The following is a 24288-nucleotide window of genomic DNA, read 5'->3' on the forward strand; positions in this document are numbered from 1 at the left end:
CGCCTCACGGCTGCTCGGGCGCGGCCTCGGGCCGGGTGTAGGTGCGGCCCTTCCAGGCGGCCCCCCGGCCCCGGTAGTGCTGGACCGCCGAATCGACCGTCATCAGCAGGTACAGCAGCGCCGTGAAGGGCAGCGTCAGGGCGAGCACGGGCGGCTGGCGGTAGTAGCGGAGCATCGGCAGATACGTCCCGGCCATCACCAGCCAGGCGAGCCCGCCCGCCCACGCCGCCCCCCAACTCCCGCTCGCGAGGCCCGCGACGAAGGTGATCGGCGGCGCCAGGTAGATGAGCGCGAGTCCGGCGACCGTGCCGAGCAGCACCAACGGGTTGTGGCGGAGCTGGGCGTACGCGCTGCGCGAGACCATCCGCCACAGGTCGCCCAGGCGCGGGTAGGGGCGCACGCTGTCGACCCGGTCGGCCAGGCCCAGCCAGACCCGGCCGCCGGACCCGCGCACCGCGCGGGCCACCGACACGTCGTCGATCACCGCCTGGCGCACCGCCTCCGGAATCCGGGCGCGCTCCGCGGCCTCCGTACGCAGCAGCACGCAACCGCCCGCGGCGGCCGTGGCGCGGGCCCTGCGGGCGTTGATCCAGCGGAAGGGATAGAGCTGGGCGAAGAAGTAGAGGAACGCCGGGACGATCAACCGCTCCCAGCCGCTGGCCACCCGCAGCCGGGCCATCTGCGACACCAGGTCGAATCCGCCGCCGCGCGCCGCGGCGACCAGTTCGCGCAGGCTGTCCGGCCGGTGCGCGATGTCGGCGTCGGTGAGCAGCAGGTACTCCGGCCCGTCGGCCCGCGCGAGCGCGATGCCCTGGCGCAGCGCCCACAGCTTGCCGGTCCAGCCCGCCTCCGGTTCCCCCGGCGACACCACGGTCAGCGGCAGGCCGTGGTGCCGCTCGGCGAGGCGGCGGGCGAGCTCGCCGGTGCCGTCGGAGCTCCCGTCGTCCACCAGGAAGACCTCCGCGCGGCCGGGATAGTCCTGCGCGAGCAGCGACGGCAGACTCCAGGGCAGGACCTCCGCCTCGTCCCGGGCGGGCACCACCACCGCGACATCCGGCCAATGTTCGAGTTCCGCGCGGGGTGGCAGCCGCTGGTCGGTACGCCAGAAGAAGCCCTGCCCGAGCAGCAGCCAGAGCCAGACGACCAAGGACGCGAGGGCGATCCATACGAGGGCGCTCATCCGCCGCAGTCTGCCCCACATCCCGTGCTCCACACGGGACCTCGGCCGGTCGCGGCAGGGCCGTCGACTATGGTGACCGGGTGAAGATCGCGCTCATGGACTCCGGAATCGGCCTGCTCGCCGCGGCCGCCGCGGCACGTCGGCTGCGGCCCGACGCCGAACTCGTGATCTCGTCCGACCCGGACGGCATGCCCTGGGGCCCGCGCACCCCCGAAGACATCGCGGAGCGCGCGCTCGCGGTGGCCCGGGCCGCCGCGGCCCACGGGCCGGACGCCCTGATCATCGCCTGCAACACCGCGTCCGTGCACGCCCTGCCCGCGATCCGCGCCGCCCTGGAGCCGGGGATCCCGGTGATCGGCACCGTGCCCGCGATCAAGCCGGCCGCGGTCGGCGGGGAGCCGTTCGCCATCTGGGCGACCCCGGCCACGACCGGCAGCCCCTACCAGCGCGGACTGATCCGCGAATTCGCCGACGGCGTCCCCGTCGCCGAAGTGCCCTGCCCCGGTCTGGCCGAAGCGGTGGAGCACGCCGACGACGCCGCGATCGACCGGGCCGTCGCGGCGGCCGCCGCCCTCACGCCGCCGGAGGTCGCAACCGTCGTCCTGGGCTGCACCCACTACGAACTGGTGGCCGCACGCATCCGTACGGCCCTGCGCCCGGACGGCGGGCCCCTCACCTTCTTCGGCAGCGCCGAGGCGGTCGCGGCCCAGGCTCTGCGCCGGGCCAAGATCCTGCCCGCTCCCGACGCGCCCCAGGTGGGAGGCCTGACCGTGCTCCTCAGCGGCCGCCCGGGCGCGCTGCCCGAGGTCGCTCTCGCCTATCCGGAAGGCCGCATTCTCCAGGCCGTGAGCCCCGCTCACTGAGAGCTGAACGGTGCCACCGCAGCGGAACCTGAGTACGCTGCTACACATGAGGGAACCGTCCCCGGAACACCCCGAACCCCCCGAGCCACGTCATGCCTCGTCCGCCGCCGAGCAGGCGCCAGAGGTCTGGACCGGCCGGGCGACCAACCGAGTCCAGTGGCTCCTCGCGGCCGGTGGCGCGGCCTGTATCGCGCTCGGCGTCGAGCTCGCCGTCGACTCGACGTGGACCTCGGGCATCGCACCGCTGCTGATGTCCGTGGTCGGCTGCCTGGCGGCCGGGCTCCTCGTGCTCTTCGGGACGCTCGCCTTCGTCCACGTGGCGGTCAAGGTCGACGGCGACTGCCTGGAGGTGCGCTGCGGCCACATCGGGCTGCCGCGCCGCACCATCCCGCTCGACCACGTCGTCGGAGCCGACTTCGTGCCCCGGGTCACCCCGCGGCAGTGGGGCGGCTGGGGCTACCGCTGGCGCCCCGAGATCGGCACCGCCGTCGTCGTGCGCCGCGGCGAGGGCGTGGCGCTCAAGCTCGGCGACGGCCGCGTGTTCACCGTCACCGTCGACGACGCCGAAGCGGCGGTCCGGGTCATCCGCGACCGGCTTCGGCTGCTCGGCACCGGCAAGCCCGCCGGGGCCTGACCGCGCCTCCCGCGCGACGGTGGCTCTCGTCACCGGACTCCCCGGTCCACAGCGACCCGCCGTAGACTCCGCCGGGTGAGCACCACCGAAACCCCCACAACCGAGCCGGACCAGCTCGGACCGCGGCCCGCCGCCCCCGCGCGGCTGCGGACACTGCTGAACCGTCTCCTGCGGCCCGCCGTGGCCGCGCTGGGTGGGGTGCTCCTGTATCTGAGCTTCCCGCCGAGGCCCCTGTGGTGGCTGGCGCTGACCGCCTTCGCCGTCCTCGGCTGGGTGCTGCGCGGCCGCGGCTGGAAGGCGGGCCTCGGCCTCGGGTACCTCTTCGGCCTCGGCTTCCTGCTCCCCCTCCTGGTGTGGACCGGAGTGGAGGTCGGCCCCGGCCCCTGGCTGGGGCTCGCCGCGATCGAGGCACTGTTCATCGCGGCGGCCGGCGCCGGCACCGCCGTGGTCTCGCGGCTTCCGCTGTGGCCCGTGTGGGCCGCCGCCCTGTGGATCGCGGCCGAGGCCGCCCGCGCCCGGTCGCCGTTCGGCGGCTTCCCCTGGGGCAAGATCGCCTTCGGACAGGCCGACGGGACCTTCCTGCCGCTGGCGGCCCTGGGCGGCACCCCGGTCCTGGGCTTCGCCGTAGCGCTGTGCGGGTTCGGGCTGTACGAATGCCTGCGCCAGGCGCTGCGCCTGCGGAGCACCGCGTCCGTGCGCAAGGGCGCGGCGGTGGCCGCGCTGCTCATGGTCGTCGCGCCGGTCGCGGCGTCCTTCGGTGCCGGCGGGCTGGTCAGTGACTCCGCCGAGGACGGCACCGCGACCGTCGCCGTGATCCAGGGCAACGTGCCCCGGCTCGGACTCGACTTCAACTCCCAGCGCCGGGCGGTGCTCGACTACCACGTGCGCGAGACGCTGCGCCTCGCCGACGAGGTCAGGGCGGGCAAGGAGCCGAAGCCGGACTTCGTGCTGTGGCCGGAGAACTCCTCCGACGTCGACCCCTTCGTCGACGACGACGCACGGGCCGTCATCGACCAGGCGGCCAAGGCCATCGGCGCCCCCATCTCGGTCGGCGCGGTCGTCGGCGGCTACGGCGCGAAGCTGTACAACGAGCAGGTCCAGTGGGATCCGAAGCTGGGGCCCGTGGCGACGTACGACAAGCGTCAGATCCAACCCTTCGGCGAGTACATCCCGCTGCGCGGGCTCATCGCCACCTTCACCCCCGGCTACACCTCCATGGTGCGCGAGGACTTCAACCGCGGCACCAAGCCGGGCCTGTTCACCATGGCCGGCACCAAGGTCGGCATCGCCACCTGTTACGAGGCCGCCTTCGACTGGGCGGTGCGCGACACCGTCACCGCGGGCGCCCAGCTGATCTCCGTGCCCAGCAACAACGCCACCTTCGACCGCAGCGAGATGACCTACCAGCAGCTCGCCATGTCCCGGGTGCGGGCCGTCGAGCACAGCAGGACCGTCACGGTTCCGGTCACCAGCGGTGTCAGCGCCGTGATCATGCCCGACGGCAAGGTCGTCCAGAAGACCGCCATGTTCACGCCGGCCTCGCTCGTGGCCAAGGTGCCGCTGCGCTCCTCGCAGACGCCCGCGACCCGGCTGGGCACGCTGCCCGAGTGGCTGATCGTCGCGGCCGCCGCGGCGGGCCTGGCCTGGGCGATCACCCGGTCCGTGCGGGGGCGCCGCGGCACCGCGAGCTGACGGCCGGTTCCGCGGGCCCGTTAGGGTCGACGCATGGCAACTCCTGACTTCATTCGAGACATTCGGGCCCTCGCCGGGCATCAGCTGCTCCTGCTGCCCGGGGTGAGCGCGATCGTCTTCGACGACGAGGACCGGGTCCTGCTCGGCCGTCGGGCGGACACCGGGGAGTGGTCGACGATCGGCGGCATCCCCGACCCGGGGGAGGAGCCCGCCCACACCGCGGTGCGCGAGGTGTACGAGGAGACCGGCGTGAGGTGTGTCGCCGAGCGGGTGGTGCTGGTGGAGGCGGGCCGTTCGACCGTGACCTACCCCAACGGCGACCAGTGCCAGTTCATGGACATCACCTTCCGCTGCCGGGCCGTCGGCGGCGAGGCCCGCGTCAACGACGAGGAGTCTCTTGAGGTGGGCTGGTTCGCCCTGGACGCGCTGCCGCAGCTGAGCGAGTTCGCCCTCTTCCGCATCAAGCAGGCCCAGTCGGACAGCCCCACATGGTTCCGGCCCAGTACTGAGCTGTGAAGTATGTGGGCTGACCACATGGGTGGGTACGGGCAGCCTGCCTAGGGTCGAGAACATGACCGCCCCCCTCACCCCCGCACCCCTTCCCCACTCCGTCACCGTCGACCTGGGCGGCCGCACCGCGCTCGTCACCGGCGCCGCGGGCGGCATCGGCCGGGCCTGCGCCCTACGGCTCGCCGCCGCCGGAGCCAAGGTCACGGCGGTGGACCGGGACGCGGGGGGCCTCGAAGAGCTCGCCGCCGGCGCCGCCGGGCTCAGCGGCACCGTGGAGCCGCTCGTCCTCGACCTCACCGACCTGGCGGCCGCTGAACGGGCCGCCGCCGGAACGGACATCCTGGTGAACAACGCCGGGCTCCAACTGGTGCGCCCCATCGAGGAGTTCCCGCCCGACGTCTTCCACACCGTTCTCACCGTGATGCTGGAAGCCCCCTTCCGGCTGATCAGGGGAGCGCTGCCGCACATGTACGGGCAGGGGTGGGGGCGCATCGTCAACCTGTCGTCGGTGCACGGGCTGCGCGCCTCCGCCTTCAAGTCGGCCTATGTGTCCGCCAAACATGGCCTCGAAGGCCTCTCCAAGACCGCCGCCCTGGAAGGCGCCCCCCATGGGGTCACCTCCAACTGCGTCAACCCCGGTTATGTGCGCACGCCCCTGGTGGAGCGGCAGGTCGCCGACCAGGCCCTGGCACACGGCATCCCGGAAGAGCGCGTGCTCACGGAGGTGTTCCTGAGGGACGCGGCGCTCAAGCGGCTCGTCGAGCCGCACGAGGTGGCCGAGGCGGTCGCCTATCTCTGCACTCCGCAGGCATCGTTCATCACCGGCACCTCCCTCGCCCTCGACGGGGGCTGGACCGCGCACTGACCCCCGGCCGCCACGGAGTTCCCTGCTTGGCCCGCACCCCTCAAGAGTTGTCCACAGGCCTGGCGAGGCCGTCCGTACGGCAGGTATCCCTGTGACCATGTCCCACGACCACCCGCAGCTCAACGACCATCCGGAAACCCCTTACCTGGAGCTTCTCGCCCGGGGCGCGCCGGCCGAGGCGTACGACCGCCCGGCGCTGCTGGCCCGCGCCGACGGCGCGGGACCCGAGACGCTCGCCGGTCTGGCGGCCGCGAAACACCTCGCCCTGCGCGTACGGGCCGACCTCGAAGGGCGCAGGCGCCGCGAGGCCGAACTGTCAGCCCTGTTCGAGACCGCCCACGACCTCGCGGGGCTGCGCGACCTCGACGCCGTGCTGCGCGCCATCGTGCAGCGCGCCCGCTCGCTGCTCGGCACCGAAGTCGCCTACCTCAGCCTCAACGACCCGGCGGCGGGCGACACTTACATGCGGGTCACCGAAGGATCGGTCGCCGCCCGCTTCCAACAGCTGCGGCTCGGCATGGGCGAAGGGCTCGGCGGACTCGTCGCACAGACCGCCCGCCCCTACGTCACGTCCAGTTACTTCGACGACGAACGCTTCCAGCACACCAGCGCCATCGACACGGGCGTACGCGACGAAGGGCTCGTCGCCATCCTCGGGGTGCCGCTGATGCTCGGCAGCACCGTCATCGGCGTGCTCTTCGCGGCCGACCGCCACCCCCGGGTCTTCGCCCGCGAGGAGATCGCCCTGCTCGGCTCCTTCGCCGCGCACGCGGCCGTCGCCATCGACACCGCCAACCTGCTGGCCGAAACCCGCTCCGCCCTGGCCGAGCTGGAGAGGGCCAACGAGACCATCCGGGACCACAGCGCGGTCCTCGAAAGGGCGTCGGAGGTCCACGACCGGCTCACCGAACTGGTCCTGCGCGGCGGCGGCGTCCACGACGTGGCCGACGCCGTGTCCGAAGTCCTCGACGGTACGGTCGAGTTCGCCGGCGCCGACTCGGCGCGGGCCGCCGTCCTGCGACTCGGGGGCACCGACGGCCACGCCATCCGGCACGGCGAGGACTGGCTCGCCGGAGTCTCGGCCGGGGACGAACTCCTGGGCGCGCTGGTCCTGCACGGCCAGCCGGACCTGGACCCGGTCGACCGGCGCACCCTGGAGCGGGCCGCCATGGTCACCTCCCTGCTGCTGCTCGCCCGGCGTTCGGCGGGCGAGGCCGAACAGCGGGTGCGGGGCGAGCTGCTTGACGACCTCCTGGACGCGCCGGACCGCGACCCCAGGCTCCTGCGGGAGCGCGCCGCCAGAGTGCGGGCCGACCTCGACGCCCCGCACGTGGTGCTCGCCGCCCGCCTCGACGGACTCGACCTGGGCACCCGTGCCCGCCGGACCGCGGAGCGCCGCCGCATCGGCTCCGCCGCCGCGTACCTGGCCACGACCCGGCACGGCCTGGCCTCGACCCGGGACGGCGCGACGGTGCTGCTCCTGCCGCTGGGGCCCGGCGACACCCCGGCCGAGGTCGCCCGGCACACGGCGAAGCAGCTCAGCGGCGCCCTCCACGAGCCGGTCACGGTCGGCGCGTCCGCCGTCGTCGCGGCCCCCGCCACGGCACCCGCGACCGTCGCCACCGCGTACGCCGAGGCACGCCGCTGCCTGGAGGCGCTGCGGCTGCTCGGCCGCGCCGGGGAGGGAGCGGCCGCCCAGGACCTCGGCTTCCTCGGACTGCTGCTCGCGGACACCCGGGACATCGGCGGCTTCGTCGAGCGGACGATCGGCGCGGTCGTCGCCTACGACAGGAAACGCGGCACCGATCTGGTCCGCACCCTCGACGCGTACTTCGCACACGGCATGAGCCCGGCCCGTACCAAGGAGCATCTGCACGTCCATGTGAACACGGTGGCCCAGCGGCTCGAACGGATCGGCCGTCTCCTAGGCCCCGACTGGCAGTCACCGGCCCGCGCCCTGGAAATCCAGCTGGCTCTCCGCCTCCATGTGGCGGCCCCTGCCATGACGCCCTGAACGGTGGGGCGGCTCCACACCGCCACCCCACCCCAACTCCCTTCCCCTGTCAGGCAGTACGCGCCCCGGCCGCGTGCGCCGCCGTCCCGGCTCCGGCCGGACCGGCGCCCTCGACGTGTTCCAGATCCCGCGCCCGGGTCTCCCGCGCACACCCGACGGCGACGACGGTGAGCAGCACGGCCGCGATGACGTACAGGGCGATCGGCGTCGACGTGCCGCAGTCGGAGAGCAGCGCCGTCGCGATCAGCGGCGCGGGCGCCCCGGCCGCCACGGAGGAGAACTGCGCCCCGATCGAAGCCCCCGAGTAACGCATCCGGGTCGCGAACATCTCCGAGAAGAACGCCGCCTGCGGCGCGTACATCGCCCCGTGGAACACCAGGCCCACGGTGACGGCGACGACGAGGTTCGTGAAGCCGCCGCTGTCGATCAGCGCGAAGAACGGGAACATCCAGGCGCCGACGCCGAGGGCGCCGATCAGGTACACCGGCCTGCGCCCGATCCGGTCCGACAGGGCGCCCCAGGCCGGGATCACCACGAAGTGCACGGCGGAGGCGATGAGTACGGAGTTGAGCGCGGTCTGCTTGGCCATCCCGGCCGAGGTCGTCGCGTACACCAGGATGAACGCGGTGATCACGTAGTAGCTGATGTTCTCCGCCATCCGCGCTCCCATGGCGACCAGCACGTCGCGCCAGTGGTCGCGCAGCACCGCGACGAGCGGCGGCCGCTCGGCCGCGTGGTCCGCCGTGCGGGCCTCGGCCCGCGCCAACGCGGCCTTGAACACCGGTGATTCGTCGACCGAGAGCCGGATCCACAGGCCGACCAGGACGAGCACACCCGACAGCAGGAACGGTATGCGCCACCCCCATGCCGTGAACGCGTCCTCGCTCAGCAGGGACGTCAGGGCCGAGAGCACGCCCGCGGCGAGCAACTGCCCGGCGGGGGCGCCGGTTTGGGGCCACGAGGACCAGAACCCGCGCCGCCGGGCGTCCCCGTGCTCCGACACGAGCAGCACGGCCCCGCCCCACTCGCCGCCCAGCGCGAACCCCTGCACCAGCCGCAGCGCCGTGAGCAGTACGGGAGCCGCGGCCCCGACGGTGGCGTGGGTGGGCAGCAGCCCGATGCCGAAGGTGGCCCCGCCCATCATGAGCAGGCTCACCACCAGCAGCTTCTTCCGGCCGAGCCGGTCCCCGAAGTGCCCGAAGACGAGCGCCCCGAGCGGCCGCGCCGCGAACCCGACGGCGTACGTGAGGAACGAGAGCAGCGTGCCCACGAGCGGGGCCGACTCCGGGAAGAACAACTTGTTGAACACCAGCGCTGCGGCCGACCCGTACAGGAAGAAGTCGTACCACTCGATGGTGGTGCCGATGAGGCTGGCGGCGACGACGCGCCTGAGGTTCGTGACGGGTGGGGGAGCGGTTGCAGAGGCGGCCATGGGTACCACTTCCGGGAGGGTGGGGACGGTCGTGTGTCGCCACACCGTAGAAATGCCCAGGTCAGGCGGCTATGTGGCGGGACACCACAGTCCGCGGCCGGAGTGTGAGTGCTGCATCCATGGCCTCGCTCCGGCGCCGCTCGCGCACCAAGCCGCACCCGCCCGTGCGCCAGGGGCGCGAGGCCGGTGCGGCTGTGCGTGCGAGGCGGAGGACGTTATCCCTTGGCCTGCTGCTGGATCTTGATCAGATTGCCCGACGGGTCGCGGAAGGCGCAGTCGCGCGGACCCCAGGGCTGGTCGATGGGCTCCTGGAGCACCTCGGCGCCCGAGGCCCGCACCTTCTCGAAGGTCGTGTCGAGGTCGTCGGTCCTGAAGACGAACATCGGCATGACGCCCTTGGTGAGCAGTTCCTGCAGGGCGTCGCCGTCGGCCTGGGAGCGGCCCGCGTGCGGCTCCGACAGAACGATCTCGAGGCCCGGCTGGGTCGGGCTGCCGAGCGTGACCCACCGGTAGTCGCCGGACGCGACGTCGTTGCGCACTTCGAGGCCGAGCGCGTCGCGGTAGAAGCCGAGGGCCTCGTCCGGGTCGTTGACGGTGATGTGGCAGTACTGGAGAGCGATGCTGGTCATGGCACCACGTTAGGCGGCGGGGTTGTCGTCCGCTTCTCGGATCCTGCTCGGCCCGGCGGGAGGATTGCGGGTCGGGCGCGTGCGCACCTTCGCCACACAGGCGGGCATCGCTTCCAGCGCCTCGTACTGCCGGCTCCGGTACACGCTCGGGGTCTCGCCCACGATCTCGGTGAACCGCGAGCTGAACGAACCCAGCGACGTACAGCCCACCGTCATGCACGCGTCGGTCACGCTCATCCCGCCCCGCAGCAGCGCCATCGCCCGCTCGATCCGGCGGGTCATGAGGTAGCTGTACGGGGTCTCGCCATAGGCGGCCCGGAACTGCCGTGAGAAGTGCGCGGGCGACATCAGCGCGTGCTGGGCCATCGTCGGCACGTCGAGGGGCTTGGCGTACTCGCGGTCGATGAGGTCCCGCGCCCGGCGCAGATGCGCGAGGTTGGCGAGCTCTTCCGGGGTCATGCGAACGACGCTACCACCGCCCCCTGACAGCGGCGCTGACCTGCGAAGACAGCTGACCGGGCGCCTCATCGGCAGGCGCCCGGGCCTCCCGGACGCCGCCGCCCCGGACCGGGTGCCCGTGGGCGGGCCCGGGGCGGGGCCCCGCTCAGCGCCGGGGGTCAGCCACCGTCGCGGGCGGAGCCTCGCGCTGGTGGGGGAAGGGGGCCGGGGAGTGCGGCGGCTCGGGCCCGTCCTGCTGGAGGGACACGGTCCGGGCCGGCGCGGGGATCGAGATGCCCTCCGCCCGGTAGCGCCGGTGCAGGCGCTTGATGAACTCGTGCTTGATCCGGTACTGGTCGCTGAACTCCCCGACACCCAGGATTACGGTGAAGTTGATCCTGGAGTCCGCGAACGTGTGGAAGCGGATGGCGGCCTCATGCCCCGGCAGCGCCCCGGCGATGTCGGTCATCACGCTGTCGACGACGTCCAGCGTCACCCGCTCGACGTGCTCCAGGTCGCTGTCGTAGCCGACCCCCACCTGCACCAGGATCGTCAACTCCTGTTCCGGACGGGTGTAGTTGGTCATGTTCGTTCGGGCGAGCCGCCCGTTGGGGATGATCACGAGGTTGTTCGACAGGTTGCGCACCACTGTGTTGCGCCAGTTGATGTCGACGACGTAGCCCTCCTCGCCGCTGCTGAGCCGGATGTAGTCGCCCGGCTGCACCGTCTTCGAGGCGAGGATGTGGACCCCGGCGAAGAGGTTGGCGAGGGTGTCCTGGAGCGCCAGGGCGACCGCGAGGCCGCCCACTCCGAGAGCGGTCAGGAGCGGGGCTATCGACACGCCCACGGTTTCGAGCGCGACCAGGACGCCCATCGCGACCACCACGACCCGGGTGATGTTGACGAAGATCGTGGCCGAGCCGGCCACCCCGGTCCGGGACTGCGCCAGGGACTGGACGAGCCCCGCCACGAGCCGGGCCGCGGTGAGGGTGATGACGAGGATGAGCAGGGCGTTCAGCCCGTGGTCGACGATGGCCGCGACCCGGGTGGTGAGCGGCAGCGCGGAAGCGGACACCGCCGCGCCCGCGACCACGGCCGCCCACGGGGCGATGGTGCGCAGCGCGTCGACGATGATGTCGTCGCCGGTCCAGCGCGTTCTTCGCGCGTGCTTGCCGAGCCATCTCAGCAGGACGCGCAGGAGCAGCCCGGCCGCGATGCCCGCGGCCAGGGCGATGGAGGCCGCCACCCAGTCGTGCAGGACGAGGCCCCGGTTCAACGGACGCCCTCCGGGCAGCGCGGGGACGGGAGTTGAGCGAGGGGCGCCGTCGATCGCCGTATGTGATGTGTCGTCACTGTGTCACCTTGTCGCCTGTCAGATCGTGCTGCCGGGAGCCTCGTTCGGGCCGTACGCGCACGGAACGGGCTGCCATCCTGCCCCATGGGCACAGCGTCCTCGCAGGTGGGCCGGTGTCACGCCGCCTCGACGGGGTTCCGTCCCGGGCGGTGCCGCGCGCCTGGGTGCGACCGTGGCAACCGCCCTGGCGCGGGCGGCCGTTGCGGCTAGCGCAGGCCCGAGAGCCTGAAGACCGTGCGGGCCGTCTCCCGGTCCACGCGCGCCGCCATCTGGCCCAGCGCCGTCTCGCCGCAGCGGAGCACGTTCCGGTCGCGGCTGGTGCGGGCGTCCCGGTCGAGGACGTGCCACAGCGGGGGATTGGCGACGAGTACCTTCGGGTCGATCTCGGCCCGGCGGCCCTCGGCGTCCCGCAGCACCAGACGCTGGGCGACGCCGTCGGACCAGCGCACCGAGACCAGGCGGTCGGTGCGGACCTCGGCCCGTCGCAGCAGCCCGCGCGAGACCAGCCGGCCCGGCGCCACCGAGACCCGGGCGGGCCAGAGCACGACGAACAGCAGCGCCGCGAGGCCGCTCCACAGCACCGCGCGCGGGGCGGTGAGGGCGCCCGCCGCGGCGTCGATGGCGAGCAGCAGCCCGAACAGCGTCCCCGCGCACGCCACCGCCGACCGGGCCTCGCCCGCCCATGTGGTGTCGTACACCACCGCCTCGGTCCCGTCCGTGGAGCGGGTGGATGTGGCGCCGTCTCCCGCCGCCTTGCGGGTGGTCCCTCGTCCCATGGGGCAGGACGCTATGGGGCCGCAGCCCATGTGGTCGCCCACCTTGACGGACCGCTGACGGGCAGCGCGCCGTATTTGACGCCGACCTGACGCGGGTGCCTTTCCCGCGGGGCGACGGACCTGACGCGGGTGCCCCTCCCGCGGGGCGATCCGCGAGGATGCGGACCCCCGCGGGCCCCGGCCCCGGCTTCCGTGGGCCCGGAGCCCGGCTCCTCTGCGCAGGCCCCGGCCGCCCGGAGACAGCGGCGTCCCGGCCGCCAGGAGGCTCGCCCCTTTCTTCGGCCAGGACCATCCGGACGGCGGAACCGGGAGGTATCAAACGCGGGGCACGGAGGTATACCTACCGGTAAGGAACGTGTCCGCTTCGGCGGCGCCCGGTCGGTCCGGGGCCGTGGACGGTTCCCCTTGTGTCAGGACGGCGGGAGCCCCCTTCGCGGGCAGGCCCTGTTCCGGCGCGGCAGCCCGCGCCACGTCCCCACCCTGTGTGAACCCAGCCGGTTCCCCCTTTCGCGATCCGTCGCGGGCCGTGGAAGCGATCACCCGAGGAGTGAGGCCATGAACGTGAGGTGCGACGGGATCGTCCAGTACTTCGACCGGGAGAAGGGCTACGGGTTCGTCGTGCCGATCGGGCAGCGCGACGGCATCTACGTGCGGCGGGAGGACATCGAGGAGGAGCCCCGCACCCTGTCCGAGGGGCAGCAGGTCTCCTTCGTCATAGAGCTCGGCCTCGGCCGCTTCGAGGCGCGCGCCGTCCGGCCCTGACCGCGGCGCCCGTCCGGGCGCCGGTCCCGCCCGCCGCGCGGCGGACCCGGACGGGTCCGCCGTACCGCCCCGTGATCAGGATCGGGCCGGGGCCCCGTCGTGACCCGGGGCGATCACGAGATATCTTGATGTCGAGCAATGTTGCAGACGTGGAGCGGAGCACCCGGTGACTGACTCGACCATCATCTACACCCACACTGACGAGGCGCCGGCCCTGGCGACGCATTCGTTCCTGCCCGTGATCCAGGCGTACGCCTCGACCGCCGGTGTCACTGTGGAGACCCGTGACATCTCCCTCGCGGGGCGCATCATCGCGAGCTTCCCCGAGTTCCTCGAGGAGAGCCAGCGGATCGACGACGCGCTCGCCGAGCTCGGTGAGCTGGCCAAGACGCCCGGCGCGAACATCATCAAGCTGCCGAACGTGTCGGCCTCCATCCCGCAGCTCAAGGCGGCCGTCGCCGAGCTGCAGGGCCAGGGTTACGCGCTGCCGGACTACCCGGACGACCCGAAGACCGACCAGGACAAGGACGTCCGCGCGCGCTACGACAAGATCAAGGGCAGCGCCGTCAACCCGGTCCTGCGCGAGGGCAACTCCGACCGCCGCGCCCCCGCGTCGGTCAAGAACTACGCCAAGGCCCACCCGCACCGCATGGGCAAGTGGACCTCCGACTCGAAGACGAACGTCGCCACCATGGGCGCGGACGACTTCCGGTCCACCGAGAAGTCCACGGTGATCGCCGAGGACGGTTCGCTGCGCATCGAGCTCGCGGCGGCCGACGGCACCACCACCGTGCTGCGCGAGTCCGTACCGGTGCTCGCCGGCGAGGTCGTCGACGCGTCCGTGATGCACGTGGCCGAGCTGCGCCGCTTCCTCACCGCGCAGATCGCCCGGGCCAAGGCCGAGGGCGTGCTGTTCTCGGTGCACCTCAAGGCCACCATGATGAAGGTCTCCGACCCCATCGTCTTCGGCCACGTGGTGCGCGCCTTCTTCCCGAAGACCTTCGACAAGTACGGTGACGTGCTGGCCGCGGCCGGTCTGTCCCCCAACGACGGCCTGGGCGGCATCCTCAAGGGCCTCGACAACGTGCCGCACATCGGCGCCGAGATCAAGGCGGCCTTCGAGGCCGAGCTCACCGAGGGCCCGGCCCTCGCGATGGTCGACTCCGACCGCGGCATCACCAACCTGCACGTGCCGTCGGACGTCATCGTCGACGCGTCGATGCCGGCCATGATCCGCACCTCGGGTCACATGTGGGGCCCGGACGGCCAGGAGGCCGACACCCTCGCCGTCCTCCCGGACAGCAGCTACTCCGGCGTGTACCAGGCCGTCATCGACGACTGCCGCGCGCACGGCGCCTTCGACCCGGCCACCATGGGCTCGGTGCCCAACGTCGGCCTGATGGCGCAGAAGGCCGAGGAGTACGGCAGCCACGACAAGACCTTCGAGATCCAGACCGCGGGCACCGTCCGCCTCGTGGACGCCGCGGGCAACGTGGTCCTGGAGCAGGAGGTCGCCGAGGGCGACATCTTCCGCGCCTGCCAGACCAAGGACCTGCCCATCCAGGACTGGGTCAAGCTCGCCGTCACCCGCGCCCGCGCCACCGGCGACCCGGCCGTGTTCTGGCTGGATGAGGGCCGCGCCCACGACGCCGTCCTCATCGAGAAGGTCCGCACCTACCTCGCCGAGCACGACACCGAGGGCCTGCGGATCGAGATCATGTCGCCGGTCGAGGCCACCGCGTTCTCCCTTGAGCGCATCCGCCGCGGCGAGAACACCATCTCGGTCACCGGCAACGTGCTGCGCGACTACCTGACCGACCTGTTCCCGATCCTGGAGCTGGGCACCAGCGCCAAGATGCTCTCGGTGGTCCCGCTGATGAACGGCGGCGGCCTCTTCGAGACGGGCGCCGGCGGCTCCGCCCCCAAGCACGTTCAGCAGCTGGTCAAGGAGAACTACCTGCGCTGGGACAGCCTGGGCGAGTTCCTCGCGCTCGCGGTCAGCTTCGAGCACCTGGCGACGACCACGGGCAACGCGCGCGCCCAGATCCTCGCCGACACCCTCGACCGCGCCACCGGCACCTTCCTCAACGAGGACAAGTCGCCGAGCCGCAAGCTGGGCGGCATCGACAACCGCGGCAGCCACTTCTACCTGGCCCTGTACTGGGCCCAGGAGCTGGCCAAGCAGACCGAGGACGCGCAGCTCGCGGAGGCGTTCGCGGGGCTGGCCAAGACGCTGACCGAGCAGGAGTCGACGATCGTCGACGAGCTCATCGCGGTGCAGGGTTCGCCGGTCGACATCGGCGGCTACTACCAGCCGGACGCCGCCAAGGCGTCCGCGGTCATGCGCCCGTCGAAGACCCTGAACCAGGCCATCGCCACCCTCGCCTGACCCGACCCGACTCCCCTGTGGGGAGGGCAGTTGAGCACCCCGCCGCCCCGGCCGGATTCCTTCCGGCCGGGGCGGTCGCGTGGTGGGCGCCTGCTCCGGCCCTCCCGGAGACCGCGCGGCCGCGGCCCGAACGGGGCCGCGCCGCCCGGTGGTTCAGACGTGGCGGGGCAGCCGGACGGTCAGCGAGTAGAGGCGGGTGATCTGCTTCGGGTTCTCGTTGTCGTCGCTGACCAGGAACAGCCGCAGCCGGCCGTCCCGGGTGCGGCCCGTGACCGCCACGCCCTCGACGTTGTCGAGCAGCGGGTTGGGCTGCGGCTGCCTGGCCGTCGCGCCCAGGGAGGGGCAGGCGGCCAGATCGGCGAGCAGGGTCTTGCGACCTCGGTCGCGTTGGTGACGGCGCGGCCGGCCGGGGCGACCCGCAGCGCGCCGGGGACGGGCAGGCGGCCCAGGAGCCTGCCGTCGCGGTCGTAGCGGCGTACGGACGGCTCGGTCTCCGAGGTGATCAGGCGGGTGCCGTCGCGCTCCACGACGACGGCCTCGGAGTCGAGCGGCGCCCCCTTCTCGTCCGCGAGCGGCACGACGCGGGTGGGCGCGGCCACCGGCCCCGGGCGCACCCTCAGGCTGAACAGCCGCGAACGGTCGGACAGCGCGGCGACGGTGCCGTCGGTGTCCACGGCCAGACCGGACAGATTGCCGACCACCGTGCCCTGATACACCGTTTTGTCCAGACCGTCCCAGAAGCCGTCGAGCGCGGTGGACGAGGAGCAGGCGTGCGGGGCGCGTGCGGGCGCCGGTTGAGCGGCGGTCGCATCGGTGACGCTCACGGAGGCGGCGACGGCCAGTGAAGCGGTCGCGGCGGTGACGGCGGTGCGCAGGCGCACGGTTCCTCCCAGGATGGGGTACGACGGTGGCGACACCGTAGATCGGCTTGTGTGACCGGCGAGTTGAGCCGGGCCGACCTGTACGGGAACGCCGGACCGCCGGTCGGATCCGGCGCGGACCCGGGCGATCGGCCACCCCGGCTCGCGCGGGGGCGGGCCGGTCACGGCCGCGAACTGCTCGTGAGCTGGGCCCCTGGCGGCCCGGCAGGGGTGCCGAGCCACTTATCCTGAGCCACTCAGTCCGTACCCGGTGCCCTGGCCGCACTACTTGTCCTTGGAGTCCGCCTTGAGGGTAAATCTCCGTTCCCGAGTCACCATGTGGCTCGGGCGCACCTACCTTGCCAGGATCCAGAAGCGCGGCATCGGGCCCGGCACGATCTCGCTCCTGCCCGACGCGCTGCTGATGCCGCTGCGCCGGGACGGCCTCGACCCGGTGGCCGAGCTGACCGCCCGGCAGGCCGAGGAGCCGGTCAGCAAGGTCCCGCTGCCGTTCGGCATGGACGCCTGGGTCGTCACCGGCCACGACGCCGTGAAGGCGGTGCTCGGCTCCACCGACGGGTTCAGCAACGACTTCACCCACCTCGCGGGCAACGCGGGCGTCGTCGAGGAGCAGCACCCGGGCGGGCTGGGCTTCAGCGATCCGCCGGTGCACACGCGGCTGCGCCGCATCCTGACGCCCGAGTTCACCATGCGGCGCCTTCGCCGGCTGACCCCGCGCATCGACGCCCTCGTCGCGGAACGGCTCGACGCGATGGAAGCCGCGGACGGGCCGGTCGACCTGGTGGAGGCCTTCGCGCTGCCCATCCCCTCGCTGACCATCTGCGAACTGCTCGGCGTGCCCTACGAGGACCGCAACGACTTCCAGCAGCTCGCCATGGAGCGCTTCGACCTGTTCGCCGGCGCCACCGCCCCGCTCGGCGCGATGTCGGCCTCCCTGTCCTACTTCCGCGACGTGGTCAAGAAGCAGCGCGAGAACCCGGGCGACGGCCTCATCGGCATGATCGTCAAGGAGCACGGGGACAGCGTCGGGGACGACGAACTCGCGGGCCTCGCCGACGGAGTGCTGACCGGCGGGTTCGAGACGACCGCGAGCATGCTGGCGCTCGGCGCCCTCGTCCTGCTCCGGGAACCGGACGCCTTCGCGCGAATAGCGCACGACGAGGCGGCGGCCGCGACGTTCGTCGAGGAGGCGCTGCGCCACCTCACCGTCGTGCAGCTGGCCTTCCCGCGCTTCGCCCGCGAGGACGTCGAGATCGCGGGGGTGCGCATCCCCAAGGGCGACATGGTGCTGTGCTCGCTGAGCGGCGCCAACCGGGACGCCGCGTTCACCCCGGACGGAGCCCGCTTCGACCCGTCCCGCAGGGCGAGCGGCCACCTGGCCTTCGGCTACGGCATCCACCGCTGCATCGGGGCGGAGCTTGCCCGCATGGAACTGCGCGCCGCCTTCCCCGCCCTCGTCCGCCGCTTCCCCGAGATGCGCCTGGCCATCCCGGCCGAGGAACTCGCCTTCCGCAAGCTGTCGATCGTGTACGGGGTGGAGTCCCTGCCGGTGCGGCTGCGGGGCTGACCACACCCGCCCGGGCCGGGAACCCGGGCGGGCGCGCTCATCAGCTCACCGTGAGCGCGGTGTCGTCGATGACGAACGACGTCTGGAGCTTGGAGCCCTCGGTGGCGGTGAACTTGAGCGTCACCGTCTGCCCCGCGTAGGCACCGAGGTCGAAGGTCTGCTGGGTGTAGTCGTCCGCCGCGTCCAGGTTGGAGTACGTGGCGAGGGTGGCCAGGACCGATCCGCCGCTGCCGACCACCTGGACCTTGAGGGTGTCGTACGCCGTGCTCGTGGTCGTCTCGTCCGTGTCGATGTGCAGCTGGAAGCCGAGCGAGGCCGCGCAGCCCGCCGGGATCGTCACCGTCTGGGCCAGCGTGTCGGTGTGCGCGGTGCCCTTGCCGCCGAGCCAGGCCTTGTACGCGCCCGCGTAGGGGGGCTCGCCACTGCTGGTGTTGATGATGCCGCTGGTGGCCGTCCAGCCCGAACTGCCCGACTCGAAGCCGGGGTTGGCGAGCAGCTGGGCCGGGGTGCACGGGGTCGGGGTGCCGCCGCCCCCGGTGGTGGTGCCCGCGCCCGAGAGCCACTCGGTGGCGTTCAGGGCGAGCGCGGCGTCGGTGCCCGCCGGGTCGTTCCATCCGTCGTACAGGGTGTTGCCCGGCTGGCCGGTGCCGTCGTCGATCGGTGAGCTGTCGCCCCAGAAGGCGACGCGGCCGCTGCCGAAGGTGCTGGTGACGAAGAAGGCGCCGGTGTTGCCGGAGTAGCCGGTGCGGTAGACCTCGCCCTTGACCGCCGGGTTGTCGGACGGCTTGAGGGTCGCGGTGGTGCCGTTGCGGATGATGCTGCCGGTCACCTTGCCGAACGAGCCGTTCAGGACCGGGTCGGAGGCGTCGCTGATGGCGCGCGGGTTGTCGGTGCCGATGTTGAGCGAGTCGACCGAGAAGCCGAACGGGTCCGAGGAGTCCACGCTGTTGTTGGTCATCAGGTCGTTGATGACCTTCACCGCGTCCGCGCCGTCGTTGTTGCGGTCGGAGCCGGTGTGGTCGGAGATGAGGAACAGTCCGCCGCCGTTCTGCACGAAGTGCATCACGGCGGTCTTCTCGGACGCGCTGAGCAGTACGTTCGGCTCGGGCATCACGAACGTGTCGAAGTTCTTGAGGTCCGTCGCCGAAGAGGTGCCGTACGTGATCGTGCCGCCCGAAGGCAGCGTCTTGAGGGCGTAGTTGCCGGTCTTCTGGAGCGCCACGCCCCAGGAGGACAGCGCGCCCGTCCAGTCGCCCTCGGCGCTGGGGGAGGGGTTCTCGCCGAGCGGGTCCGGCTGACTGGTGCTGATGATCCAGTCGGCGTTGCCGGCGGTCTCCGCCTTGGAGTTGTCGAACAGCACCCGGTGCTGGGTGGCGGCCGCGGCCCGGGGGGCGGGTGACGCGGGCGGGGTGGCGGCCTGGGCGGCCGCGCCGCCCGCGACGACGAGCGCGCCGAGTGCGGTCAGCACACCGGCGGTCCGGCGGTGGGAGCGTCCGGAACTTCTGGCTCCGAGCATCCTGCGTACCTCCGTGAGGGTGGGGGCAAGGTGGTGGGGACACCAAGTCTGCGCGCGTAGAACGTCGTTGTACGGACGCCTGCGCAGCGCGCGGTTGAACCGTACATGGCAGAAAGGTGCGACGGCAGGCTTGTTCGTGGCGAAATCTGCTGGTAATCGAGCATGCGCCGCTGGTTCTAGGCTCGTTACCGGGAACGCTGACGGGGAGCGCGCACGGGGCAGTGGTGCGGGCGTGATCGGGGAGGTTGTCGATGGCTACTGGCACGAGGCTGCGCCCGGTGGACGACCAGGACGTGCGGCTGCGCCACCGCGTGGTGCACGGGTACCGCCGGGCGTACCGGACCGCGGGGCAGGGGCCGCCCGTCGTGCTGATCCACGGCATCGGCGACTCCTCCGCCACCTGGGCCGGGCTGATCCCCGGCCTCGCCCGCCGCTACACCGTCCTCGCGCCCGATCTGCTCGGCCACGGCGCCTCCGACAAACCGCGCGCCGACTACTCGGTGGCCGCGTACGCCAACGGCATCCGGGACCTGCTCGGGGTCCTCGGCATCGAACGGGCCACCCTGGTGGGGCACTCGCTCGGCGGCGGCGTGGCCATGCAATGCGCCTACCAGTACCCGGAGTTGACCGAGCGGCTCGTCCTGGTCGGCGCCGGGGGCGTGGGCCGCGAGGTCAACCCGGTCCTGCGCGCCGCGGCCCTGCCCGGCGCCGAGGTGCTGCTCGCGCTGCTCGCGCGGCCCGGGATGCACCGGCCGGCCCGCCTTGTCATCGAGCTGATGCGGCTGCTCGACAGCGACCTCGGCCAGGACGCCCCGGAGCTGCTCGGACTCGTGGACGCGCTGCCCGACGCCAGGTCCCGCAGCGTCTTCATCCGCACCCTGCGCGCGGTCGTCGACTGGCGCGGACAGGTCGTCACCATGCTCGACCGCTGCTATCTGACCCAGGGCATGCCCACCCTGCTCATCTGGGGCTCGCGCGACAGCGTCGTACCCGAACGGCACGCCCACCGCGCGCACGCCGCGATGCCGGGCAGCCGGCTGGAGATCTTCGAGGGGGCCGGGCACTTCCCCTTCCACTCGGACACGGCCCGTTTCCTCGCCCTGGTCGAGGACTTCATCGAGACCACCCCGCCCGCCGACTGGAGCCCCGAGCGCTGGCACGCCCTGCTGCGGGCCGGCCGGTTCGGCACCGCCGCGGCCGAGCCCGATCCGGCGTACGAGGCGGTCGTGGAGCGGGAGTTGAGGGTGGAGAGCGAGCGCAGCGCGACCTAGCCCCGCCGGTCGGGCGGGGCCGGGTCCCTCAGGAACGAGACCGCGCGCCGGACGTGGAGAGGTTCACGGTCACTTCTTCAGGACGGCCTCCATCACGGACTTCGCGATCGGCGCGCCCAGCTTGCCACCGGCGATCTCGGACCGCTTGATGTCCATGTCCGCCGGGTCGACGAAGACCGCCACCGCCACCGGCGAGGTGCCGTCGCTCTGCTTGGCGTACGACACGAACCAGGCGTACGGGCGCTCCTCGCGCACATCGGCGCCGTGCTGGGCGGTGCCGGTCTTGCCGCCGACGGTGACGCCCTCCATCCTGACCTTCTTCGCGGTGCCGTCGCTCGCGGTGAACTCCATCATCTCCTGCACCTTGTGCGCGGTGCTCTCGGAGACGGCCTGGCTGAGCACCTCGGGTTCGGCCTTCTCCAGGGTCGAGAGGTCGGGGCCGCGCAGCTCGTCGACCATGTACGGCTTCATGACCTTGCCGTTGTTGGCGATCCCCGCGGTCACCATGGCCATCTGGAGCGGGGTGCTGGTCAGGCTGCCCTGGCCCATGCCGGTCAGCGCGGTCTGCGGCTTGTCCAGTTGGCTGGGGTAGCCGCTCTTCGCCGTGCGGACCGGAGTGAACTGCTCCTGATTGAAGCCGAACTTCTCGGCCGTCTCGCGCATCCTGTCCTTGCCGGTCTTGAGCGCGGTCTGCAGGAACACGTTGTTGCAGGACCACTGCATGCCGGTCTTCAGGGAGACCTTGTCGCACATCGAGTTGTCGACGTCGTTGCCCACCTGGGTGGTGCTGAGCGGCAGGGTGTAGGGGGCCGGGGCGTCGGGCATCGGGGCGTTGATGTCGCTCACCACACCGTGCTCCAGGGCGGCGGCCGCGGTGAGGATCTTGAAGGTGGATCCCGGCGGGTACACCTCGCGGATCGCCCGGTTGTTCAGCGGCTTGCTCTTGTCGGCGTCGAGCTTCTTGAACTCCTCGCCCTCCTTCTTCGAGATCCCGGCGAAGACGGAGGGATCGTAGGAGGGCGTGCTCACCATCGCGAGGATCTTGCCGGAGCGCGGATCGAGGGCGACGACCGCGCCCTTGGCGTCGAGGTCCGTCAGCCCCTTGTACGCGGCCTTCTGCGCGGCCGGGTCGATGGTGGTGATCACATCGCCGCCGCGCGGCGCCTTCCCGGTGAGCATCGACTTGGTCCGGTCGAGGAAGAGCCGGTCGTCCTTGCCGTTCATCACCTTCGCGTGCACGCCCTCCAGGAAGGTGGCGCCCTGCGCCTGGGAGAGGTAGCCGGTGACCGGCGCGTACATCGGGCCGTCCTGGTAGGTCCGCTTGTACTTGAAGTCGGAGCCGGGCGTCTGCACCGATCCGGTGATCGGCTGCCCGCCGACCACGATGTCGCCGCGCGGCTGCGAGAACGCCTCGATCTGGACCCGCCGGTTGTGCTCATCGGCGGCGAGGGCGTCGCCCTTCACGAACTGGACCCAGGTCGCCCGGATGAGCAGGGCGAGCACCATCACCCCGCAGAAGACGGCTATGTGCCGCAGCGGCTTGTTCATCACACTCCCAGAGAGGTACCGAATGGGGTTGAACCGGACATCGAGTGATCAGCAGACCAGGCCGGGCGCCCCGGTGTCCAAGAGCGTCAGCCCATCGACGTCTTAAGGATCCGCCTATCGGCGCAGGTCACAGCGGTGCGGGGCGGCGCTTTCCCGCGGTGCGGCTGTTACGGAAAGGTCACATAACGGTCATCGAGGGCACCGGTGCGGGCCGGGTGGCGGGCGTCTTCGAGCCGGGCAATGCCCGACGCGGCGTCGTGTGCAATTCACCGGGAGCACATATGGCGATCCCATACTCACTGCGCGGAAGCCCATGCGGAAACCACAGAGGGATTCGACTGTGCACCACGTCGCGGAGAACGCCACACCCATGCTCTCGATATCCACCGCAACCACGGCCACCGGCTCCTCCTACGTCACCTCCATCGCGGACACCGAGCAGCAGATCCGGGCCGCCCAGCGGCTGCGGTACCGCGTCTTCGGCGAAGAGATGGGCGCCACGCTCACCACCTCGCTGCCCGGCCACGACATCGATGCCTTCGACGCCCTCGCCGATCACCTGATCGTCACCGACACCTCCAGCGGCGACGTGGTCGGCACCTACCGGCTGCTGCCGCCCGGACGTTCCCAACAGTCGTACTGCGAGGGCGAGTTCGACCTCGACGCGCTCACCCCGCTGCGGCCCTCGATGATCGAGGCGGGGCGTTCCTGCGTGCATCCGGACCACCGTTCGGGCGCGGTCATCAACCTGATGTGGTCCGCGCTGGCGCGCTACGTCCTGCTGTCCGGCCACCGCTACCTGGCGGGCTGCGCGTCCGTGCCGCTGGCCGACGGCGGCGCCGCCGCCTCCAGCGCCTGGCTGCTCGGCAACGCCAAGCACTCCTCGCCGCCCGAGCTCAGGGTGCACCCCCACCGCCCCTGGCTGCCCGCGGGCCCGGTGGAGGGCCGCCCCAGCCACGCCGACCTGCCGCCCCTCCTGCGCGGCTACTTCCGGCTCGGCGCCTGGATGTGTGGCGCGCCCACATACGACCCCGAGTTCAATGTGGCCGACTTCTTCGTGCTGCTCGACATGGACCGGCTCGGCGAGCGCTACCGCCGCTACTTCCTGGGGGACACCCGATGAACCCCTGGTCGGTGGCGGCGCCCTGCACCCCGGACTGTGTGCGCGAGACGGAGCCGCGCGTGCCGCTGACCGAGGCGGCCCGCCGGTACGCGGCGCTCACCCACACCCTGATCCGCACCGTGGCGCTGGGGGAGCGGCTCGCCGCGCCCACCGTCCTGCGTGCCCGGGCCCGCGCCGTCCTCGACGCCCTCGGCGTACGCCTCGAATCCGGACCGGTCCCGCCCGGGGGCGGCCGGGGCGCGCTGCTCGTCGCCAACCACATCTCCTGGCTCGACGCCGTGGCGCTGCTCGCCGTGGAGCCGGTCAGTGTGCTCGCCAAACGGGAAGTGGGCCAGTGGCCGGTGGTCGGCACGCTGGCCCGCCGCATCGGCACCCGCTTCATCGACCGGGGCGCCGTACGTGAACTCCCGTACATGGTCGCCGAGTTGGCCGCCACCCTCGAATCCGGCCGTTCGGTGCTGGTCTTCCCGCAGGCGACGACCTGGTGCACCGTGGCGGGCGGCCGGTTCCGGCGGGCCGCCTTCCAGGCGGCCGTCGACGCGGGCGCGCCGGTGCGGCCCATGACCGTCGACTACGTACAGCGCGGTGTCCCCAGCACGGTCGCGGCCTTCCTCGGCGGCGACGACTTCACGACCTCGCTGCGCCGGGTGGCCGCCGCCCGCGACCTGGGCGTGCGGGTCACCGCGCACCCGCCGCTGTGGGGCACCGACCGCCGCATCCTGGCCGCCGAGGCCCACGCGGCGGTCCGCGGCGCCCGTGCTCCCGCCCACGCCGAACAGGCCGTGCCCGTCTGACACGCGCGCCCGCCCCGCCCGGCGCACATCAGGTCTCCGGCCGCAGCCCC

At 72.3% G+C, this 24288-nt stretch carries 20 protein-coding genes and 1 pseudogene; 12 read left to right on the top strand and 9 right to left on the bottom strand.

The genetic code is table 11. The features are described from left to right. Positions 1-4 precede the first annotated feature (4 nt). On the bottom strand, positions 5-1180 hold the full coding sequence (locus AC07F3_RS19420) for a glycosyltransferase (protein WP_479115625.1): 1176 nt from the start codon (positions 1178-1180) through the stop codon (positions 5-7). A gap of 80 nt (positions 1181-1260) precedes the next feature. Between AC07F3_RS19420 and AC07F3_RS19425 the strand changes: the two genes are divergently transcribed. From AC07F3_RS19425 to AC07F3_RS19450, 6 genes are all read left to right on the top strand, one after another. Then, positions 1261-2043, top strand: coding sequence for a glutamate racemase (locus AC07F3_RS19425; protein ID WP_479115627.1), 783 nt, complete (start codon positions 1261-1263; stop codon positions 2041-2043). A gap of 46 nt (positions 2044-2089) precedes the next feature. Further along, positions 2090-2677: a hypothetical protein gene (locus AC07F3_RS19430; protein WP_479115629.1), complete on the top strand. Its 588-nt coding sequence runs from the start codon at positions 2090-2092 to the stop codon at positions 2675-2677. 75 nt (positions 2678-2752) lie between these two features. Continuing rightward, the gene (gene lnt / locus AC07F3_RS19435) at positions 2753-4369 is read left to right on the top strand and encodes an apolipoprotein N-acyltransferase (protein ID WP_479115631.1); all 1617 of its coding nucleotides are present in this window, start codon (positions 2753-2755) and stop codon (positions 4367-4369) included. Between the two features lie 33 nt (positions 4370-4402). Continuing rightward, the gene (locus AC07F3_RS19440; RefSeq protein ID WP_479115633.1) at positions 4403-4885 is read left to right on the top strand and encodes an NUDIX hydrolase; all 483 of its coding nucleotides are present in this window, start codon (positions 4403-4405) and stop codon (positions 4883-4885) included. A 55-nt stretch (positions 4886-4940) separates the two neighbouring features. Next, positions 4941-5744, top strand: coding sequence for a 3-hydroxybutyrate dehydrogenase (locus AC07F3_RS19445; RefSeq protein WP_479115635.1), 804 nt, complete (start codon positions 4941-4943; stop codon positions 5742-5744). 97 nt (positions 5745-5841) lie between these two features. Further along, complete coding sequence (locus tag AC07F3_RS19450) at positions 5842-7758, top strand: helix-turn-helix domain-containing protein (RefSeq protein ID WP_479115637.1); 1917 nt, start codon at positions 5842-5844, stop codon at positions 7756-7758. 49 nt (positions 7759-7807) lie between these two features. Here the strand turns inward: AC07F3_RS19450 and AC07F3_RS19455 are convergent, their stop codons facing one another. From AC07F3_RS19455 to AC07F3_RS19475, 5 genes are all read right to left on the bottom strand, one after another. Further along, positions 7808-9190 (bottom strand): MFS transporter, encoded by a 1383-nt coding sequence (locus tag AC07F3_RS19455; protein WP_479115639.1) that lies wholly within the window; start codon positions 9188-9190, stop codon positions 7808-7810. A 215-nt stretch (positions 9191-9405) separates the two neighbouring features. After that, positions 9406-9819 (bottom strand): VOC family protein, encoded by a 414-nt coding sequence (locus AC07F3_RS19460; RefSeq protein ID WP_479115641.1) that lies wholly within the window; start codon positions 9817-9819, stop codon positions 9406-9408. Between the two features lie 9 nt (positions 9820-9828). Further along, complete coding sequence (locus tag AC07F3_RS19465; RefSeq protein WP_479115643.1) at positions 9829-10278, bottom strand: helix-turn-helix transcriptional regulator; 450 nt, start codon at positions 10276-10278, stop codon at positions 9829-9831. A gap of 145 nt (positions 10279-10423) precedes the next feature. Then, positions 10424-11533 (bottom strand): mechanosensitive ion channel family protein, encoded by a 1110-nt coding sequence (locus AC07F3_RS19470; RefSeq protein WP_479115645.1) that lies wholly within the window; start codon positions 11531-11533, stop codon positions 10424-10426. 284 nt (positions 11534-11817) lie between these two features. Beyond that, positions 11818-12387, bottom strand: coding sequence for a hypothetical protein (locus AC07F3_RS19475; protein WP_479115647.1), 570 nt, complete (start codon positions 12385-12387; stop codon positions 11818-11820). A gap of 555 nt (positions 12388-12942) precedes the next feature. On the opposite strand from AC07F3_RS19475, the gene AC07F3_RS19480 reads away from it, so the two are divergent. Then, positions 12943-13149, top strand: coding sequence for a cold shock domain-containing protein (locus tag AC07F3_RS19480; RefSeq protein ID WP_469837166.1), 207 nt, complete (start codon positions 12943-12945; stop codon positions 13147-13149). 166 nt (positions 13150-13315) lie between these two features. Then, positions 13316-15538: an NADP-dependent isocitrate dehydrogenase gene (locus tag AC07F3_RS19485; protein WP_479115649.1), complete on the top strand. Its 2223-nt coding sequence runs from the start codon at positions 13316-13318 to the stop codon at positions 15536-15538. A 153-nt stretch (positions 15539-15691) separates the two neighbouring features. Here AC07F3_RS19485 and AC07F3_RS19490 read toward each other — a convergent pair. After that, positions 15692-16419 (bottom strand): annotated as a pseudogene (locus tag AC07F3_RS19490) (esterase-like activity of phytase family protein). 316 nt (positions 16420-16735) lie between these two features. Here AC07F3_RS19490 and AC07F3_RS19495 point away from each other — a divergent pair. Further along, on the top strand, positions 16736-17986 hold the full coding sequence (locus tag AC07F3_RS19495; protein WP_479115860.1) for a cytochrome P450: 1251 nt from the start codon (positions 16736-16738) through the stop codon (positions 17984-17986). A 40-nt stretch (positions 17987-18026) separates the two neighbouring features. Here AC07F3_RS19495 and AC07F3_RS19500 read toward each other — a convergent pair whose 3' ends face one another. Next, on the bottom strand, positions 18027-19502 hold the full coding sequence (locus tag AC07F3_RS19500) for a hydrolase (protein ID WP_479115651.1): 1476 nt from the start codon (positions 19500-19502) through the stop codon (positions 18027-18029). Positions 19503-19753: 251 nt separating this feature from the next. Here AC07F3_RS19500 and AC07F3_RS19505 point away from each other — a divergent pair, with 251 nt between their 5' ends. Continuing rightward, positions 19754-20773 carry an alpha/beta fold hydrolase gene (locus AC07F3_RS19505; RefSeq protein ID WP_479115653.1) on the top strand — a complete coding sequence of 340 codons (1020 nt, stop codon included), beginning with the start codon at positions 19754-19756 and terminating at the stop codon, positions 20771-20773. 69 nt (positions 20774-20842) lie between these two features. Here AC07F3_RS19505 and AC07F3_RS19510 read toward each other — a convergent pair whose 3' ends face one another. Next, positions 20843-22321, bottom strand: coding sequence for a peptidoglycan D,D-transpeptidase FtsI family protein (locus tag AC07F3_RS19510; RefSeq protein WP_479115655.1), 1479 nt, complete (start codon positions 22319-22321; stop codon positions 20843-20845). Positions 22322-22691: 370 nt separating this feature from the next. Here AC07F3_RS19510 and AC07F3_RS19515 point away from each other — a divergent pair, with 370 nt between their 5' ends. After that, positions 22692-23444: a GNAT family N-acetyltransferase gene (locus AC07F3_RS19515; RefSeq protein ID WP_479115861.1), complete on the top strand. Its 753-nt coding sequence runs from the start codon at positions 22692-22694 to the stop codon at positions 23442-23444. Beyond that, positions 23441-24238 (top strand): lysophospholipid acyltransferase family protein, encoded by a 798-nt coding sequence (locus tag AC07F3_RS19520; protein WP_479115657.1) that lies wholly within the window; start codon positions 23441-23443, stop codon positions 24236-24238. Before AC07F3_RS19515 ends, AC07F3_RS19520 begins: the two co-directional genes overlap by 4 nt. Positions 24239-24288: the final 50 nt, after the last annotated feature.

This window comes from Streptomyces sp. NPDC045846 (genome assembly GCF_056431605.1).

Excerpts from the sequence above, each read along its gene's own strand:
- AC07F3_RS19420 (WP_479115625.1), bottom strand. The coding sequence starts at position 1,180 with ATGAGCGCCCTCGTATGGATCGCCCTCGCGTCCTTGGTCGTCTGGCTC.
- AC07F3_RS19430 (WP_479115629.1), top strand. The coding sequence starts at position 2,090 with ATGAGGGAACCGTCCCCGGAACACCCCGAACCCCCCGAGCCACGTCAT.
- AC07F3_RS19440 (WP_479115633.1), top strand. The coding sequence starts at position 4,403 with ATGGCAACTCCTGACTTCATTCGAGACATTCGGGCCCTCGCCGGGCAT.
- AC07F3_RS19445 (WP_479115635.1), top strand. The coding sequence starts at position 4,941 with ATGACCGCCCCCCTCACCCCCGCACCCCTTCCCCACTCCGTCACCGTC.
- AC07F3_RS19450 (WP_479115637.1), top strand. The coding sequence starts at position 5,842 with ATGTCCCACGACCACCCGCAGCTCAACGACCATCCGGAAACCCCTTAC.
- AC07F3_RS19455 (WP_479115639.1), bottom strand. The coding sequence starts at position 9,190 with ATGGCCGCCTCTGCAACCGCTCCCCCACCCGTCACGAACCTCAGGCGC.
- AC07F3_RS19460 (WP_479115641.1), bottom strand. The coding sequence starts at position 9,819 with ATGACCAGCATCGCTCTCCAGTACTGCCACATCACCGTCAACGACCCG.
- AC07F3_RS19465 (WP_479115643.1), bottom strand. The coding sequence starts at position 10,278 with ATGACCCCGGAAGAGCTCGCCAACCTCGCGCATCTGCGCCGGGCGCGG.
- AC07F3_RS19475 (WP_479115647.1), bottom strand. The coding sequence starts at position 12,387 with ATGGGACGAGGGACCACCCGCAAGGCGGCGGGAGACGGCGCCACATCC.
- AC07F3_RS19480 (WP_469837166.1), top strand. The coding sequence starts at position 12,943 with ATGAACGTGAGGTGCGACGGGATCGTCCAGTACTTCGACCGGGAGAAG.
- AC07F3_RS19495 (WP_479115860.1), top strand. The coding sequence starts at position 16,736 with ATGTGGCTCGGGCGCACCTACCTTGCCAGGATCCAGAAGCGCGGCATC.
- AC07F3_RS19500 (WP_479115651.1), bottom strand. The coding sequence starts at position 19,502 with ATGCTCGGAGCCAGAAGTTCCGGACGCTCCCACCGCCGGACCGCCGGT.
- AC07F3_RS19505 (WP_479115653.1), top strand. The coding sequence starts at position 19,754 with ATGGCTACTGGCACGAGGCTGCGCCCGGTGGACGACCAGGACGTGCGG.
- AC07F3_RS19510 (WP_479115655.1), bottom strand. The coding sequence starts at position 22,321 with ATGAACAAGCCGCTGCGGCACATAGCCGTCTTCTGCGGGGTGATGGTG.
- AC07F3_RS19515 (WP_479115861.1), top strand. The coding sequence starts at position 22,692 with ATGCTCTCGATATCCACCGCAACCACGGCCACCGGCTCCTCCTACGTC.
- AC07F3_RS19520 (WP_479115657.1), top strand. The coding sequence starts at position 23,441 with ATGAACCCCTGGTCGGTGGCGGCGCCCTGCACCCCGGACTGTGTGCGC.